Source organism: Wolbachia endosymbiont (group A) of Apoderus coryli (assembly GCF_947251615.1).
Taxonomy (GTDB): Bacteria; Pseudomonadota; Alphaproteobacteria; order Rickettsiales; family Anaplasmataceae; genus Wolbachia.
On the sequence record NZ_OX366367.1, the window covers coordinates 1303212 to 1318571 of the forward strand.

Consider the following 15360-nt stretch of genomic DNA (forward strand, 5'->3'; position numbering starts at 1 on the left):
CTAAAGCATTGAAATGCTTGAATTTTAGCCGGATTAGTGAGTGGTAGTGAAATTTCTTTTACTCAAATTTAGGTATTCACTGACCGTTCTTGTTATAAATACCAGAATAATAAGCTACTGATATTCTCTATCTTTTTTATCTTTAATCCATCATAGCTAGCGATGCAACAAAGCCCGCTGGAATCCAGTTTTTATCTTGACTCAAAGCTAAGTTTTCTGGACCCAAGTAGTCAAGGCACTGGGATGACACCCTTCTTGGTGGAGATTGCTCTTAAATAACAATGCTCGTACAGTTGTGATTAAGCTAATGCATTGTCAATTCTTTTAGAATTGTCCTCAGCATTTAGCTCAACATTATTTATTACTTGTTCAGCATTAACTTCATCAAAATTAGGAGAAGGCCATTTTGTTTGTACATAAAACACATCATGTATAGCTTTTGCAACAAGAAGAACTCCAGCAAGAGCAAATGCTGCCACTCCCGCATAACATAAGAAAGAGGCATCACATGAAGAGTAAATCGCAAAAGCAACATAACTTGTTAGAACTGCAAGAGCTAACTGACAAAATACACTGGATTTATCAATTCTCCCATATTCAACTAATAATTTTTTAACTTCACTATTCCGTAAGAATAATTCATCAATTTTTGTGTTAGGATCTGCACCATTTTTTAAGCAAAGCTCTACAATTTCAATATTTTGAGACAATATAGCACAAGTTAATGGACTTACCCCTGCATAAGATTTGTTTATATAATCACCAAATTGTCCATTCTTGCTACTCTTGAACTTAGAAAAAAGCTTCTTTAGGTATTCTACATCTCTGCCTAAGGTAGCAGCACTTAAAGAAGAACTCAAATCGTCAGCAGAGTTAATCTCATCTAAGTTCTTCATACAACACTGCATTGTCTTCTTCATGAACATATCAAATCTCTCATCTGACATCCCCATCACATCTTCAAATTCTTCATCTGTCATCTCTGCGATTGTTTTTGAACTTCGTGCAGTAAGGCACTCATATGCAGCACCTAATTCTTTAAATTTTTCCTCATTTTGTTTTTGCACATCCTTACTCTCACCTGAATGTTTATCAGGATGATATTTAAGGGCTGATTTTCTATATGCTATTGTAATTTCTCGTTCACTGGGGTTATCACCCTCACTAAAACCTAATATTTTTAAAGCTTCCTTTCTATTCACAATAAATTTCCTACTGAAATATCTTAAGTTAAGTATAACCCAAAATTTCAAAAAGCAAAGCTTTTTATATTAAATTGTGCCTGTTGCACAATTCCATAACTGTACAAGCATTGTAATTTGATAGACTGGGAAAGGGTGTCATCCCAGCACCCTGACTACTTGGATCCAGCTGAGTTGGTGAGTATAAAAGTATAGCTTCTACGTCATACCGCCGCGGTATCTCATCCGATAACAAGCAGCGGGATGACGAAGTTATTATCATGCCGCTGCGAACCGTCATACCGCCACGAACTGTCATACCACCACGAACCGTCATACCGCGAATGAATCGCGGTATCTCAGCCGCTAATAAGCAGCGGGATGACGGTTGTCAGGGTGTCATCCCAGTGCCTTGACACATAGCTGTACAAACGTTTTTGGCTTGACTCACCAGTGGGTGTCATTCCAGTGCTTGACACTGGAATCCAGGTTGCTCACAAGCAAACTAGCATAGAAAGTGGTTACAACGTTTTCGATGAGATTGCAGGAAGGCTGGATCCCAGTGTCAAGCACTGGGATGACACCCTACTAGCGGAAGTTACTCTCAAATGTTTGTTCATGTTAGCTATAAATATTAGGAAATTTACCAAATGAAAAAAAAGGCAAAAGAAGCCCCGTGGTTGGCTAGTTACTTACATTATACTTTCAAGTATGGCGTTTTTTTATTCTAAACGTTTAATAACCGCGATTCAGTTGCTTTTAAGCCGCAACTAATCTAAATTATAAACGTTAAGAAATTTACTAAACAGAAAAAAAGGCAAAAGAAACCCTAGGGTAGCTAATTACTCACTATCCATTTTTTAAGTTGGCGTTTTTTTATGTTTTAAACGCTTTATAAGCGCTTTTCAGCTTATGTAGGTAAAAACCCAGAAATTTGATAAAGACATAAGGTGCACATAGTGCAAAAAATTAAACATGAGACGCCAAATACGTTGAGTTTTTTTGTCATTTAATCTGTACAGAGAAGATAAATAAATAGCTTCAGTTTCATGATAAGGGGACTGGCGGAGTTTGTCAAGGAAGTTTTTGTAGCTCTCATGACTTATCTAACGAATTTTACACTTGCTAAGATTGCGTTATTTGAGTATCTTTAACTGAAAGAAGTTATTTTTTATCCAATATGAAAAAAGCCTTTATATTCACGTCCTTAATAGCAATTATATTGATAGTTATTACTTATTTATACAGAAACGACGGAACTAATGACTCACAAGTGGTAAATGTTTATTCATCACGTAAAGAGGAATTAGTACGTACTTTGTTTGATGAATTCACGAAAAATACAGGCATCAAAGTACGTTACATCATTGATGATTATTCTCAGCTACTTTCACGAATAGAAAACGGGGGTGAAGCTGACTTATTTTTAACTGCTGATGCAGTCAACTTAATTCTAGCAAAAAAAAGAGGGCTTTTATCTCAAGTGGATTCAGAGGTTTTAAAAAGTGTTATACCTGCAAGATTTAGAGACAGTGAAGATTATTGGTTTGGTCTTACAAAAAGAACTAGGATATTGGTTTACAATAAAGAGTCAGTAGACCCTAAGGACTTAAGTACTTATGAAGATTTAGCAAATGAAAAATGGAAAGGAAAAATATTAGTGCGTTCTTCTACAAGTCCATATAACAGATCGTTAATTGCTTTTATGATTGCAAATAATGGTTTTGAAAAGACGAAAGAATGGGTAAGCGGAATTGTGAGCAATATGGCAAGAAAACCAAGTGGTGGTGATACTGACCAAATTTACGCCGTAGCAGCTGGTGAGGGAGATGTTGCAATAGTAAACAGCTACTACTTTGCGAGAATTCTTTCATCAGAAAATAAAAAGAATGTTGCAGACAAGCTAGGGGCTTTTTTTCCTAATCGCAACGATCACGGTGTCATGGTAAACATCAGTGGTGCAGCAGTAACAAAAAACGCAAAAAACAGGGAAAATGCTATAGTCTTATTGGAATTTTTAGTAAGCAAGCAGGCCCAAGAGTTATACGCTAAAAAAAACCAAGAATACCCTATTATTGAAGGCGTTGAAACTTCCGATATACTAAAATCTTGGGGAAATTATTCACAAAGTGATTTGCCTCTAAGTGAACTTGAGAGGCATCTTTTTGAGGCTGTTATGATAGCGGATGAGTGTAAGTGGAAATAGTGTAAGGTATCCCAGTGCCACTAAACATTGGGATGAAAGATTTATGCTAATATACCTTACTCTTGACTCGCTGAACTTTTTCTTCCTTCTAACTTAATTTTGGCTTTACTATCTTTTTCCGTTCTTTCACCAAAACAATTGCTGCACAAGAAGTCTATTGAAAAAAGGTAATAAGAAAGTAGAATAGGTTCAAGTAGTTGAAAAGGAAACTATGAACAAGAGAAGGAATTTGTTAAACATCTCAGACCTTACAGTCGATGATGTAGAAAATATAACTAAGTTGGCCAACCAGTACCTTAAAAAAGAAGCTGCAAATAGTCATATCTTGGAAAATAAGACAGTAATAAATTTATTTTTTGAAGATTCAACGCGTACACTTGCGTCTTTTGAAATAGCAGCAAAAAGCCTTGGAGCAAATGTTGTAACTTTGCCAATAAGATCTTCTTCTATTAACAAGGGAGAAGATCTAAAAGACATGATCAAAACATTAAATGCAATGAATCCTGATTACATGATAATCAGGCAAAAAAATAGCGGTACTGTTAATATGCTGGCTAAGAATGTTAGCTGCTCGCTAATCAACGCAGGCGATGGAAGCAGTGAACACCCAACTCAAGCTCTTGCAGATTATCTTGTAATCATCAATCATAAAAAGCAAATAAAGGACCTCAAAGTTGTGATATGTGGAGATATTCTGCACAGTAGAGTTGCAAGATCAAATATAAGATTGCTAAAAATGTTTGGAGCAAAAATATGCTTGGTCGCACCACCAACTTTGATTTGTAAGCATTTTCCTGAAGTAGATTCAGTCCATTATTCATTAATTGAAGGTATAAAGGATGCTGACGTAATTATGCTTTTGAGGCTGCAGAAAGAGCGCATGAATAATAGTTCTTCAGAGAAAGAATATTTTCATTTGTATGGACTTGATTCACAAAAGCTATCATACGCAAAACCAGATGCGATTGTTATGCACCCAGGGCCAATAAACAGAGGGATTGAGCTTAGCAGTGATGTAGCAGATTGTGTTATTTTACAGCAAGTAGAATTCGGATTGGCAATACGTAAGGCAGTGCTGCACTATTATAGGCCTTGTTAATATTAAAAGATGCTATACAACTAATGCAAAAAGGGGGGGCATGAAATGACAAGGCTTGTAAATGGTTTGAGAATGGCTGCTAAGATGTTAAGGCCGAGGATATGGTGTGGAAGTTTTTACGAAAGCCTGAAGTCAATCAACAACCTTGCAGAACGGCAAATTAGACGGCTATCGTAAAAACAGCTTTTTCACCTGGTCAGAACGTGGGGAAAGGTTCGTGGAAAGAATGTTGTCAATATTTTTGAATCACGTCTCAATGGCCAAAATCCCTTCCAAAAGTTACGGTATCCGTTCAGCCAATGGCGTCAACTTAAGAGCCTTCATTAGCAAACCCTCCTATGGATTTTCTGAAAAGTTTTTGAGTATATTGTATTTTTAATTTGTAAAATAAGATTTTTTCCTTTCTGCACGTCTCGTCTAAAAAGGACACATTTTAAACTTTTTTGTTGAAATAAAATAGAAACAAAAGTGCTGTTTCTTGCACTCTTTGGATAATTTAATGATAAAAAATTTAGAGAGAAATTTTACACACTATCGCTTATATTTTTCCTTAAGTTGACGCCATTGGCTGAACGGATACGACAGAACCACACCGGCTTCTATAGCTCCGCTTCTGTCATCCTATGGCTTACTGTACGAACATTGCAATATGGCACATAGTAAACGATGTCATTCCAGTCTGAAATCCAGCTTTTTCATAATCATCAAAACGTTGTATTTTAACATAAAACGGCTACTTTTATGCTTACCAACTTAATAAAATTCCTGAATCCAAGTAGTCAGGGCACTGGGATGACACCACTTTTGCTTAAAAACCTCAATATTTGTACAATTGTGCTAGATTCCCTGCACAACTTGCTTCAAAATTTCCTCCTGTTGCTGAGCATGGACACTAGCATAGCCACATGCAGGAGATGCAGCAGCAGGTCTTGCGATACACTTAGGTCTTTTTGCTTGAATATCGAGATTGGACAACACTTCTTCTATCAATGGGTTGACAAAAAACCATCCTCCCATATTTTTTGGTTCTTCTTGACACCATATAATTTCAGCGTTTTTGTACTTTTCAAGTTCACTGCTTAGTTTATCGGCAGGAAATGGATAGAATTGTTCTAAACGTATTATTGCTATATCGTTTACCTTTTGTACCTCACATACTTCAATTATGTCGTAATAAACTTTACCACTGCATATTACAACTTTACGTATTTTATCATTCGAAACTAAACCTGTTCTATATTCTGGGATTACCGTGAGGAATTTTCCTTCAAAGTCAGATAGGTTAGAAACTGCTCTTCTATGACGCAGTAGCGATTTAGGTGTAAACACTACCAGAGGCTTACGAAAGTCTCTATGCATTTGTCTGCGTAAGACATGGAAGTAATTTGCCGGAGTGGAACAATTAACTACCTGCATATTATCCTCTGCGCAGAGTTGCAAAAATCTCTCTATACGTGCGGAGCTATGCTCAGGTCCTTGCCCTTCATAACCATGAGGCAGCAACAAAACTAGACCGCTTGATCGCAACCACTTTGTTTCTGCAGATGCGATAAACTGGTCGATCATAATTTGCGCACCATTTGCAAAATCACCAAATTGTCCTTCCCAGAGCACCAGTGAATACGGGGAATCAAGACTATATCCATATTCAAAGCCCATTACAGCATACTCTGATAAAGCGCTATCTATGACCTCAAAGTGAGCTTGCTTTTCATTTATATTGTTTAGCGGAATAAACGCTTCTTCTGTTACCTGATCAACAAGCCTTGAATGACGGTGCGAGAAAGTCCCACGACCAGAATCTTGTCCTGATAAACGCACTTCTATTCCTTCTGTGAGCAGTGATGCAAACGCAAGACTTTCGGCAGTTGCCCAGTCTATATTACTACCGGAATTTATACTGTCTATTCTGCCATCAAGTATTTTTCTAACCTTATTGTTAATGTTAAAGCTGCTTGGGATGTTGCTATTTATATGCACACCTAATTTTTTCAACTCATCTGGCGGAACACCAGAATCCGTGTAGTATTCGCTCAAATCGTTCAGCTTTGCTCTTCTTAATTTTGACCACACTCCACCGAACCAGTCAGCTTTTTTTGGAGTATAAGCCGCTGATTCAGCAAGACTTTTATCTAATTTTGCCCTGAATTCACTGCGTAATTTATTTACCTCATCACCGCTTAATACTTTCTCTGCAGTCAATTTTTCTTCATACAATGTTCCAGGAGTTTTATGTTTTGATATCAGCTTATACATAAGTGGCTGAGTGAAATTCGGTTCATCTCCTTCATTATGGCCGTATTTGCGGTAGCATATTATGTCAATCACTACGTCCTTTTTAAATTTCTGTCTATATTTCATCGCCAGACTTGCAGCAAAACTCACAGCTTCCGGGTTATCTCCATTAACGTGAAACACTGGGGCTTCTATCGATTTTGCTACATCAGTGCAATAAAAAGAGGATCGTGCGCAGCATGGGTTAGCAGTAAAACCAACTTGATTGTTTATAACAATGTGCACAATACCACCCACTTTATAACCTTCAATGTTGCTTAGGCTCAAGGTCTCGGCAACGACACCTTGACCGATGAAAGCCGCATCACCATGAATTGATATGCCAAGCACAGACCTTATATTCTGTTTTGCTCTTATTCTTCCAGCCAAAACCGGATTTACCGCCTCAAGGTGAGATGGGTTAGGACATAAACTTAAGTGTATTTTTTTACCACCGGCAAGTGTTCGATCAGAAGAGTAACCAAGGTGATATTTAACATCACCGGACACCTCAAGACCACTTGGGTATGCGAGATTGCCTTGAAATTCAGATAGCATTGCCGCATATTCTTTGCCCATAACTTTGGTTAGAACATTGAGTCGTCCGCGATGAGCCATGCCAAGGACTATTTCTTCAGTACTAAAAGCTGCAGAATCACTAATGATTCTCTCAATTGCAACGATAGCTGATTCCCCACCTTCGATAGAAAAACGTTTATATCCAGGAAATTTCATATGGAGAAATTGCTCGAACATTTCGGATTCGACCAAGTGCCTCAGTATTTCTTTTTTGTCTCGCGAATCCAGTTTGTAGCTCTGACTTTCTATTTTTTCCTGCAGCCACATTCTCTCTTCATAAGAGGAGATATGCATAAATTCAAAACCGATATTCTTGCAGTAAATATCTCTATAGATTCCAGTGTCACCCGTAGGAGAGATACTCAAATATTTCTGATAATCTATTAATTGATTCTCATTTGGCGATAATGGATTAAGGTCTGCAAAAAAATGACCGTAAGACCTGAAAAAATTTGCCAAACTAGAAACTGAATCATCCACCTTAGTTGCATTGCAGGGCTCCGCTTTATTAACTTCTAAATTGCTTGAAAAAATTCTATACCAATCTTCCCCGATTGATTTATCGCCCTGTAGATAACGGCTATACATTTCTTCCACAAATTCTGCATTATCACCATAAAGGCAGCTTAAACTCGACATAATCACTATAAAAAGTATCAAATACTTATAAGTATAACTTAAGTTTTTTAAAAAAGAACTTTTTTGATGCCCGCGAATTAAGCTCACGACTGCACAAACATCATGATTTGTAGGTAATCCGCGTAGCAGGAGATGTCATTCCAGTGCTTGACACTGGAATCCAGCCTTTCTGCAATCTCATCGAAAACGTTGTGTTTTAAATAAGATTAGCTACTTTCTATGCTAGTTTGCTTGCTTACAATCTGGATGCCAGTGTCTAGGCACTGGCATGACACCCTTCTTGGTAGAGATTGCTCTTAAATAACAATTCTCGTACAGTTGTGATTAAGCTAATGCATTGTCAATTCTTTTAGAATTGTCCTCGGCATTTAGCCCAACATTATTTACTACTTTTTCAGTAATAACTTCAGCAAATTCAGGAGAAGGTTCTTTTGTTTTTGCAAAAAATGCTGCCTCTAAGGCCCTATATGTACAGAATAATATAGCAAATATACAAATAGGTATTTCATAATTACTTAGTTTATAAATAGACGAAACGTGGATTATCATGCATGAAGTAAAACAAGTGGCAAATAACCCGTAAGTAAAAAGGTAATGACGGTCAACGCCACCATATTGCACCATTAATTTTTTAATCTTATTATTGCCATGCAACATAAATGTACGCTTCAAGATGTTGCTTTCAGTACACTCTATAACTCTAATACTGTCTTCTACTAATGTATTGGGATCTGCAGCATATTTTAGCAATAGCTCTGTAATCTTAATGTAATTTTCTTTATTACTATCATTCGTATGCGAAAAAATAACGGTAAGCAATGGTAGAAAATTGTTTGGCCCGCTTGATAAATTAGGGTTCGCCTTGTATTTTAAAAGTATTTCTACAACATCAGCACGACCCATCGAACATGCAGTAAGTAATGGTGTATAATCCTTTGATAAGTCAGGGTTTGCTTTGTGTTTTAAAAGCAGTGTTACAATATCAGTGTAACCCAGAAGGCAAGCAATATATAACGGTGAATTATCAAATGTTGTAAAGTTCTTTTCGTTAATATAATCACCAAACTCTTCGCCTTCACCACTTTTAAACCTAGAAAGTAACTTTTCTAAAAAATCCTTTTGCTTATTGAAAATAGCAAAGTGCAAAAGAATTAATAAATCATCGGTAGAACTAACTCTATCTAAATCTTCACCACTAAATGTTGTAGCTTCTTTTACATCATTTCCGGTAAGAAAATTATACGCAGCACCTAATTCTTTAAATTTCTCCTCATTTTGTTTTTGCACATCCTTACTCGCACCTGAATGTTTATCAGGATGATATTCAAGGGCTAACTTTCTATATGCTACTGTAATTTCTCGTTCACTGGGGTGATCGCCCTCATTAAAGCCTAATATTTTTAAAGCTTCCTTTCTATTCACAATAAATCCCCTACTGAAATATCTTAAGTTAAGTATAACCCAAAATTTCAAAAAGCAAAGCTTTTTATGTCAAACTGTGCCTGTTGCACAATTCCATAACTGCACGAACATTGTAATTTGATAGATTGGGAAAGGGTGTCATCCCAGCGCCCTGACTACTTGGATCCAGAAAAAAGAATGGTGTCATGAAAGTAGCTGACACTGGTTCCTTTATGACGGTGTCATCCGAGTAGCCCCTTCGGTGTCATTCCAGTGCTTGACACTGGAATCTAGTCTTTATTATGCAGCCACTTATTTAAAGTTAAGTTTTCTGGATCCCAGTGTCAAGCACTGGGATGACATCATCCTTTTTTTTGGATTCCAGCGTCACGCGCTGGAATGACATCACAGGGGCACTGGAATGACACCTCTCTTGGGCTCTTTTAGCTACAAACATTAAGAAATTTACCAAACGAAAAAAAGGCAAAAGAAACCCTAGTCATTGTCTATTTTCAGTATTTGGCGTTTTTTAAGCCTTAAACGCTGCAATTTAGCTGCTTTTAAGTGCAACTAACTTTAGCTAAAATGTTTAAGAAATTTACTAAGCAGAAAAAAAGGCAAAAGAAACCCCGTGGTAATTAGTGTTCACTCCCTAATCCTGCAAATTGGCGTACTATACTGTCTTAAACGACTTATAAGCGCGTTTCAGCTTATATAGGTAAAAACCTAGAAATATTGTGAAGACATAAGGTGCACATAGTGCAAAAAATTAAAAATAAGACGCCAACTACGTTGTTTTCTTGCTGTTTAATCTGCACAGATGAAGATAACTGAATACCTTCATTATCATGATAAAGGGGCTGGCGAAGGGTGTCAAGTAGGTTTTTCGTTTCTAACGATTGTTAACATGCTGCAAAAAACTATGCAAGAGGTCTACCACTTTATTAGGTATTTGTGCAGTTATTGGTGTTATCAAGATACTCCCTAATCTTCTTCAAATCCTCCCAGGCTAAACGTTTTTGTGCCGGTTGGCGAAGTAGGTAAGCTGGATGAAATATAGCGGCTGTGGTGATTGAATTGGACAAATATTGGTTAGTGTACGTATGAAATCTACCACGCAAATTCGATATAGTTTTTGTGCTGTCAAGAAGGCTATAACACGCAATTCCCCCGACCAAAATTAGAATTTGCGGTGAAACCAGTGCAACATGCTTCTCAACAAATGGTCTGCACATATCAAGCTCTAGGTCGGTTGGCTTTCTATTGCCAGGTGGGCGCCAAAATACAGTATTGCTTATGTATACCTTAGTGCGATCAAGATTGATTGCATTTAACATTTTATCGAGCAACATTCCACTTGCACCACAAAATGGTATGCCTTGAAGGTCTTCATTTGCCCCTGGAGCTTCACCAACGAGCATAATTTTTGCGTTTGGATTACCATCGGAAAAAACAGTATTAGTTGCAGTTTTTTTTATTTCACAACCTTCAAATGATTCAACTGCACTTCTTAATTCATCCACACTACTACATTTACTTGCAAGTTTCCTTGCTTCAATTATCCAGTCACTTGGAAACATGTCTTTTCCATCTTTAGTGTCATTCCAGCGCGTATCTGCATCTTTCTTCTGGGTCCCAGTTTGGATAACAGAGGGTTGCACACCCTCTTTGCTCTCCAACTTTTTTTCCTCTTCACCCTCTGTTAGTGTGCAATCAACGCCCACTTCATGGTAAAATTTTAATAATTCTAGGTCTTCATTGCTCATAATGCTTTTTAACCTTCTGTGCTTTTTTCATGGCCATATCATACTTCAACTTAGATAAATGTCTAATATATAATATGCCGTTTAAGTGATCTAATTCATGCTGAATACACCTTGCAAGCCAACCACTAGCTTTTAGTGTTTGTTCTTCATTATCTAAGTCTTTATATTTCACAGTTAAATACTTTGGACGCTTAATTTCATAGCTTTGCTCTGGAATTGAAAGGCACCCTTCTTTGAGAATCACTTGTTCATCGGATAATCCCGTAATTTCTGGATTAATCATGCAAAATTTGCCAGTTGATTCATATCCTGCTGGCTCATTTTCAATTGTTTCTAGCTGAATGTCCATAACAAAAACTCTCTTCAGCACCCCCACTTGCACTGCAGCAAGGCCAAGACCTTCTGCATCGTACACAGTTTCGAACATGTCATTTACTAATTCTTTAATTTTATCGTTTATATCTGTTACTTCACTGGCACGTGTGATTAGTCTTTCATCAGGAGCAATTACAATTGGTAATATGGACATAAAAATTATAATTCTATGTTTTGTTTTTCCTTTTGTCCAGAATTTAGGGTATATTAAAATGTTGCTATATCTATAATAGAAATATAAATTAAAAGAAAGCTACAATTTAAATGAAATTGCGTAATAAGGTTAACTAATGTACTCTGCAGTAATAGCAAAACCAAAGAGAAACGTTTTTGCTGTTTTAGACATAGGTACAACAAAGATTATTTGTCTAATTGTTAAGATAAATGGCAACTTCAGCTATAAAGTAACAGGAACGGGTTATAAGATTGCAGAAGGTGTAAACGGTGGGTCGATAACTAATGTAAAACACGCAAATTACTCCATCTCATCAACTATAGGTTTAGCTGAGCAAGTATCAGAAGAAACTATAGACCAGATATATGTGAACATTGCTGGATGTGGCATCTCATCTTTCAATGTACATAATGAAATTATTGCAGCTAACCATGAGATTTCTGAGCGTGATATAAGACGTGTAGTTTTTCAAACATTTGAGAAATATATTGAAGACAATGTTATCATTCACAATATACCACTGAAATATCACTTAGATGACATGACTGACATAAAAGAGGTTGGTGGATTGTACGGAAAAAGACTATCTGCTGATGTTAATGTTGTCACTGCTTCGCGTCCAGCGCTTACCAATATTGAAAACTGTATTACCAATAATGGTGGATTAAATATGGCAGGTTGTATTGCTTCTGCATATTCTGCAGGTCTTGCCTGTCTGAGTGGAGATGAAAAAGAGCTCGGGACTGCTATTGTTGATATAGGAGGCGGATGCACTGCAATTGGAATTTTCAAAAGAGGGAAACTTGTGTATGCAAGCAGCGTTCCAATTGGTGGTGTTCATATCACTCGAGATATTGCTTACGGGCTATGCACAAGCATAGAACGTGCAGAGTATATAAAAATACTGTATGGTAGCACTATCGTAACTTCAATAGATGAGAATGAGTACATTACAGTGCAAAACAACGAAAATGATGAACCTACTCAAGTATTCAAATCTGAGCTTATTAACATCATAAGACCAAGAGTTGAAGAAATACTTGAAATGGTAAGAGAGCAATTTCAAGAGCAGAAAGATCCAATTAATAAAGTAGTGATCACAGGTGGAACTAGTCAACTCACAAGCATGAAGGAAATTGCAGGCTATATATTCAATAAACAAGTTCGAATTGGGTGCCCTGAATCTCTTAGTGGCCTTGATGGCGAGTATGATAAAAATCCCGTATTTTCTGCTGCTATAGGTTCTATAAAGCTAATAGTTGACACTTTTTATAAAAATAATTCTGGTATTTTAGGTCAGGATGGTAAAATGAGTAAATTGTATAATTGGGTTAAATCAAAAGTTACAGTCTAGATTTCTGTTTTACCACTTGTCATACAAATGACTTGACACTAGGATCCATAGGACTTATTTTTATAATATGTAAAGTTATTATGTTTATGTACTTGTGAGTAAGCGTAAAAGATCACCAATTACAATAAGACATGGAGAATATGAACATAACTATACACTCACAAGAAGATTTTGAATTTATGCGCAAGGCTGGCAGGCTTGCTGCTGAAACTCTTGATTTCATTGCACCGTACGTAAAGGTAGGGGTGACAACTAATGAGTTAAATGATCTATGTCATGACTTTATAATTAATGCAGGTGCAATTCCAGCACCACTAAACTATAGGGGGTATCCAAAATCAATTTGCACTTCAAAAAATGCAGTTGTGTGCCATGGTGTTCCCGATGATAAACCGCTTAAAGATGGAGATATTTTGAATATTGACGTTACGGTGATTTTAAATGGCTGGCATGGTGATACAAGTCGCATGTTTTGGGTTGGCAAGCCATCAATAAAAGCAAAACGTTTGTGTGACGCTACTTATAATGCATTGATGGAAGCAATTAAACAAGTTAAGCCCGGCAATAAGCTAAATGAAATAGGGCTTGCTATAGAGAAATATATTAGAGGTTTTGGATATTCTATCGTACGCAGCTACTGCGGACATGGTATAGGAAAAGTCTTTCATGCTCCACCGAATGTAGTGCATTTCTATGATCAAGATGAAAATCTCGTCTTGAAGGAAGGTATGTTTTTTACAATAGAGCCAATGATTAATGCTGGAAAACATGAGACTCTGCTCAGTAAACTCGATGACTGGACAGTAACAACACGCGATCTTTCACTTTCTGCTCAATTTGAGCATACGATTGGAGTAACAAAAGATGGTGCTGAAATATTCACATTATCACCTAAGAATTGGCATTTCCCACCTTATAATTAGATTTTTTTAAATTCTGCTATACTGCAACTATACTTGGTTTACTTTGGGTGATTTTGAAGAAAGCTCACCCTTAATTTGCGATATAGCAACTAGCCCAATTAATGCACAGAAAATCATGTAAAAACTAGCTGAAGTCTCTTGTCCTGTAATCTTGATAATTGTTGTGCATATAAATGGTGCAAGGCCACCAAAAAATCCAGCAGCTATATTTCTTGATAAACCAAATCCACTGTACCGAACCTTTGTTGGAAATAATTCGCACATAAGTGCACTGACAGGACCAAGCGATGCAGCTATTGGAATTATAAAAAGAATGTGTGCCATAAAAGTGAGCAAGTAATCGCCAGTACATAACATTGAAAAAACTGGATAACTTACTATTACAAAAGTTATAAATGCAAACTTCATAACTTTTTCTCTTCCTATCTTATCAGAAAGTATAGCAAATAATATTGTCAATCCTCCGAGCGCAATTTGACTCAGTATTTCCACTATATGATTAAAATGAGTATTTACTGTTAATATTTTATTCGTAAGCACATTGAAAAATACCAAATATATATAGAGAGACGCATTTTCAACCAAGTCAATACCTATTGATATTAGAACAGGCTTTTTGTAATTGTTTAATAACTCTTTTAGTGGCAATTTAGACGGATTTTTTTGTCTTTTATACTCTGGACTTTCATCAAGTATATATCTCATATATATGCTAATTAATCCCATTGCTAAACTGAAAATGAAAGGTAATCTCCACCCCCAAGATTCAAAATCAGATACTTTTTTGCATATGAGTACCGCTATCAGGCTTAATACTGAACCAAAAATTGCGCTTAATACTTCAATGCTGCCAAAAAACCCTTTTTTGTTTTTAGGAGCGTGTTCTATTAAAAATGGTGCATTTCCTGCTTCTCCCCCAATGGATATACCCTGCAATAACCTTAAACAAACTACCAGTATTGACGCTAGTATTCCAATGCTTTGATAACCTGGAACAAAAGCAATTAATACGGTTGATAAAGTCATTAATATAATCGAGAGCAATAAGGCAACTCTTCTGCCATGCTTATCACCAATGTGACCAAATATAGCAGCGCCGACTGGTCTCATTAAGAAACCCACTGCAAACACTCCAAAAGCCTTCAATACGCTGGTTAGTTGATCATCCGATGGAAAAAACACACCACCTATTATGTTTATTAAGTGGCCAAAAAGCATGTGGTCATACCACAATAAAGTGTTACAAATCAAACTCGAGAATATTGCTTTTGTTATTTGCTGCATAATTTTCTATAGTTTGTTTAGTATTTAGTAATATACATTATTTTTTTTTATATAATAGAAAAATTTGAACATTATATTAATAATAGTATCTTATTGAATCTTAA

General features: G+C 36.5%; 16 protein-coding genes. 7 read left to right on the forward strand and 9 right to left on the reverse strand.

The window, feature by feature from the left end; genetic code table 11:
* Positions 1-299: 299 nt before the first annotated feature.
* Positions 300-1202, reverse strand: a complete 903-nt coding sequence (locus tag OPR43_RS08275; protein WP_406832628.1) for a DnaJ domain-containing protein — start codon at positions 1200-1202, stop codon at positions 300-302.
* Positions 1203-1266: 64 nt separating this feature from the next.
* Positions 1267-1518 carry a hypothetical protein gene (locus tag OPR43_RS06710; protein ID WP_265034626.1) on the reverse strand — a complete coding sequence of 84 codons (252 nt, stop codon included), beginning with the start codon at positions 1516-1518 and terminating at the stop codon, positions 1267-1269.
* Positions 1519-1569: 51 nt separating this feature from the next.
* Between OPR43_RS06710 and OPR43_RS06715 the strand changes: the two genes are divergently transcribed.
* From OPR43_RS06715 to OPR43_RS06735, 5 genes are all read left to right on the forward strand, one after another.
* Positions 1570-1695: a hypothetical protein gene (locus tag OPR43_RS06715; RefSeq protein ID WP_265034417.1), complete on the forward strand. Its 126-nt coding sequence runs from the start codon at positions 1570-1572 to the stop codon at positions 1693-1695.
* Positions 1650-1835: a hypothetical protein gene (locus tag OPR43_RS06720; RefSeq protein ID WP_265034627.1), complete on the forward strand. Its 186-nt coding sequence runs from the start codon at positions 1650-1652 to the stop codon at positions 1833-1835. The genes OPR43_RS06715 and OPR43_RS06720 overlap by 46 nt, the downstream gene beginning before the upstream one ends.
* 526 nt (positions 1836-2361) lie before the next feature.
* Positions 2362-3387: an extracellular solute-binding protein gene (locus tag OPR43_RS06725; protein ID WP_265034628.1), complete on the forward strand. Its 1026-nt coding sequence runs from the start codon at positions 2362-2364 to the stop codon at positions 3385-3387.
* A gap of 211 nt (positions 3388-3598) precedes the next feature.
* Positions 3599-4486, forward strand: coding sequence for an aspartate carbamoyltransferase catalytic subunit (locus tag OPR43_RS06730; RefSeq protein WP_265034629.1), 888 nt, complete (start codon positions 3599-3601; stop codon positions 4484-4486).
* A gap of 45 nt (positions 4487-4531) precedes the next feature.
* Entirely contained in the window at positions 4532-4663 is a 132-nt protein-coding gene (locus OPR43_RS06735; RefSeq protein ID WP_265026067.1) for a hypothetical protein, read from the forward strand.
* A gap of 660 nt (positions 4664-5323) precedes the next feature.
* On the opposite strand, the gene OPR43_RS06740 is transcribed toward OPR43_RS06735, so the two are convergent.
* The 6 genes from OPR43_RS06740 to def all read right to left on the reverse strand — a co-directional run bounded on the left by OPR43_RS06740 (position 5324) and on the right by def (position 11674).
* Entirely contained in the window at positions 5324-7978 is a 2655-nt protein-coding gene (locus OPR43_RS06740; protein ID WP_265034630.1) for a 2-oxoglutarate dehydrogenase E1 component, read from the reverse strand.
* A 324-nt stretch (positions 7979-8302) separates the two neighbouring features.
* Positions 8303-9400: an ankyrin repeat domain-containing protein gene (locus OPR43_RS08280; protein ID WP_406832632.1), complete on the reverse strand. Its 1098-nt coding sequence runs from the start codon at positions 9398-9400 to the stop codon at positions 8303-8305.
* 64 nt (positions 9401-9464) lie between these two features.
* Positions 9465-9602 carry a hypothetical protein gene (locus OPR43_RS06755; protein WP_265034631.1) on the reverse strand — a complete coding sequence of 46 codons (138 nt, stop codon included), beginning with the start codon at positions 9600-9602 and terminating at the stop codon, positions 9465-9467.
* A 99-nt stretch (positions 9603-9701) separates the two neighbouring features.
* Complete coding sequence (locus tag OPR43_RS06760) at positions 9702-9836, reverse strand: hypothetical protein (protein WP_265034632.1); 135 nt, start codon at positions 9834-9836, stop codon at positions 9702-9704.
* 487 nt (positions 9837-10323) lie between these two features.
* Positions 10324-11145, reverse strand: a complete 822-nt coding sequence (locus OPR43_RS06765; protein WP_265034633.1) for a uracil-DNA glycosylase — start codon at positions 11143-11145, stop codon at positions 10324-10326.
* Positions 11135-11674: a peptide deformylase gene (gene def / locus OPR43_RS06770; protein WP_265034634.1), complete on the reverse strand. Its 540-nt coding sequence runs from the start codon at positions 11672-11674 to the stop codon at positions 11135-11137. Before def ends, OPR43_RS06765 begins: the two co-directional genes overlap by 11 nt.
* Before the next feature lie 136 nt (positions 11675-11810).
* On the opposite strand from def, the gene ftsA reads away from it, so the two are divergent.
* Together ftsA and map are read left to right on the forward strand one after the other, a co-directional pair.
* On the forward strand, positions 11811-13049 hold the full coding sequence (gene ftsA / locus OPR43_RS06775) for a cell division protein FtsA (RefSeq protein WP_265034635.1): 1239 nt from the start codon (positions 11811-11813) through the stop codon (positions 13047-13049).
* Positions 13050-13189: 140 nt separating this feature from the next.
* A complete protein-coding gene (gene map, locus OPR43_RS06780) occupies positions 13190-13972 on the forward strand; it encodes a type I methionyl aminopeptidase (protein WP_265034636.1) in 783 nt (260 codons plus the stop codon).
* A 27-nt stretch (positions 13973-13999) separates the two neighbouring features.
* Here map and OPR43_RS06785 read toward each other — a convergent pair whose 3' ends face one another.
* Positions 14000-15256 (reverse strand): MFS transporter, encoded by a 1257-nt coding sequence (locus tag OPR43_RS06785; RefSeq protein ID WP_265034637.1) that lies wholly within the window; start codon positions 15254-15256, stop codon positions 14000-14002.
* Between the last annotated feature and the right edge of the window lie 104 nt (positions 15257-15360).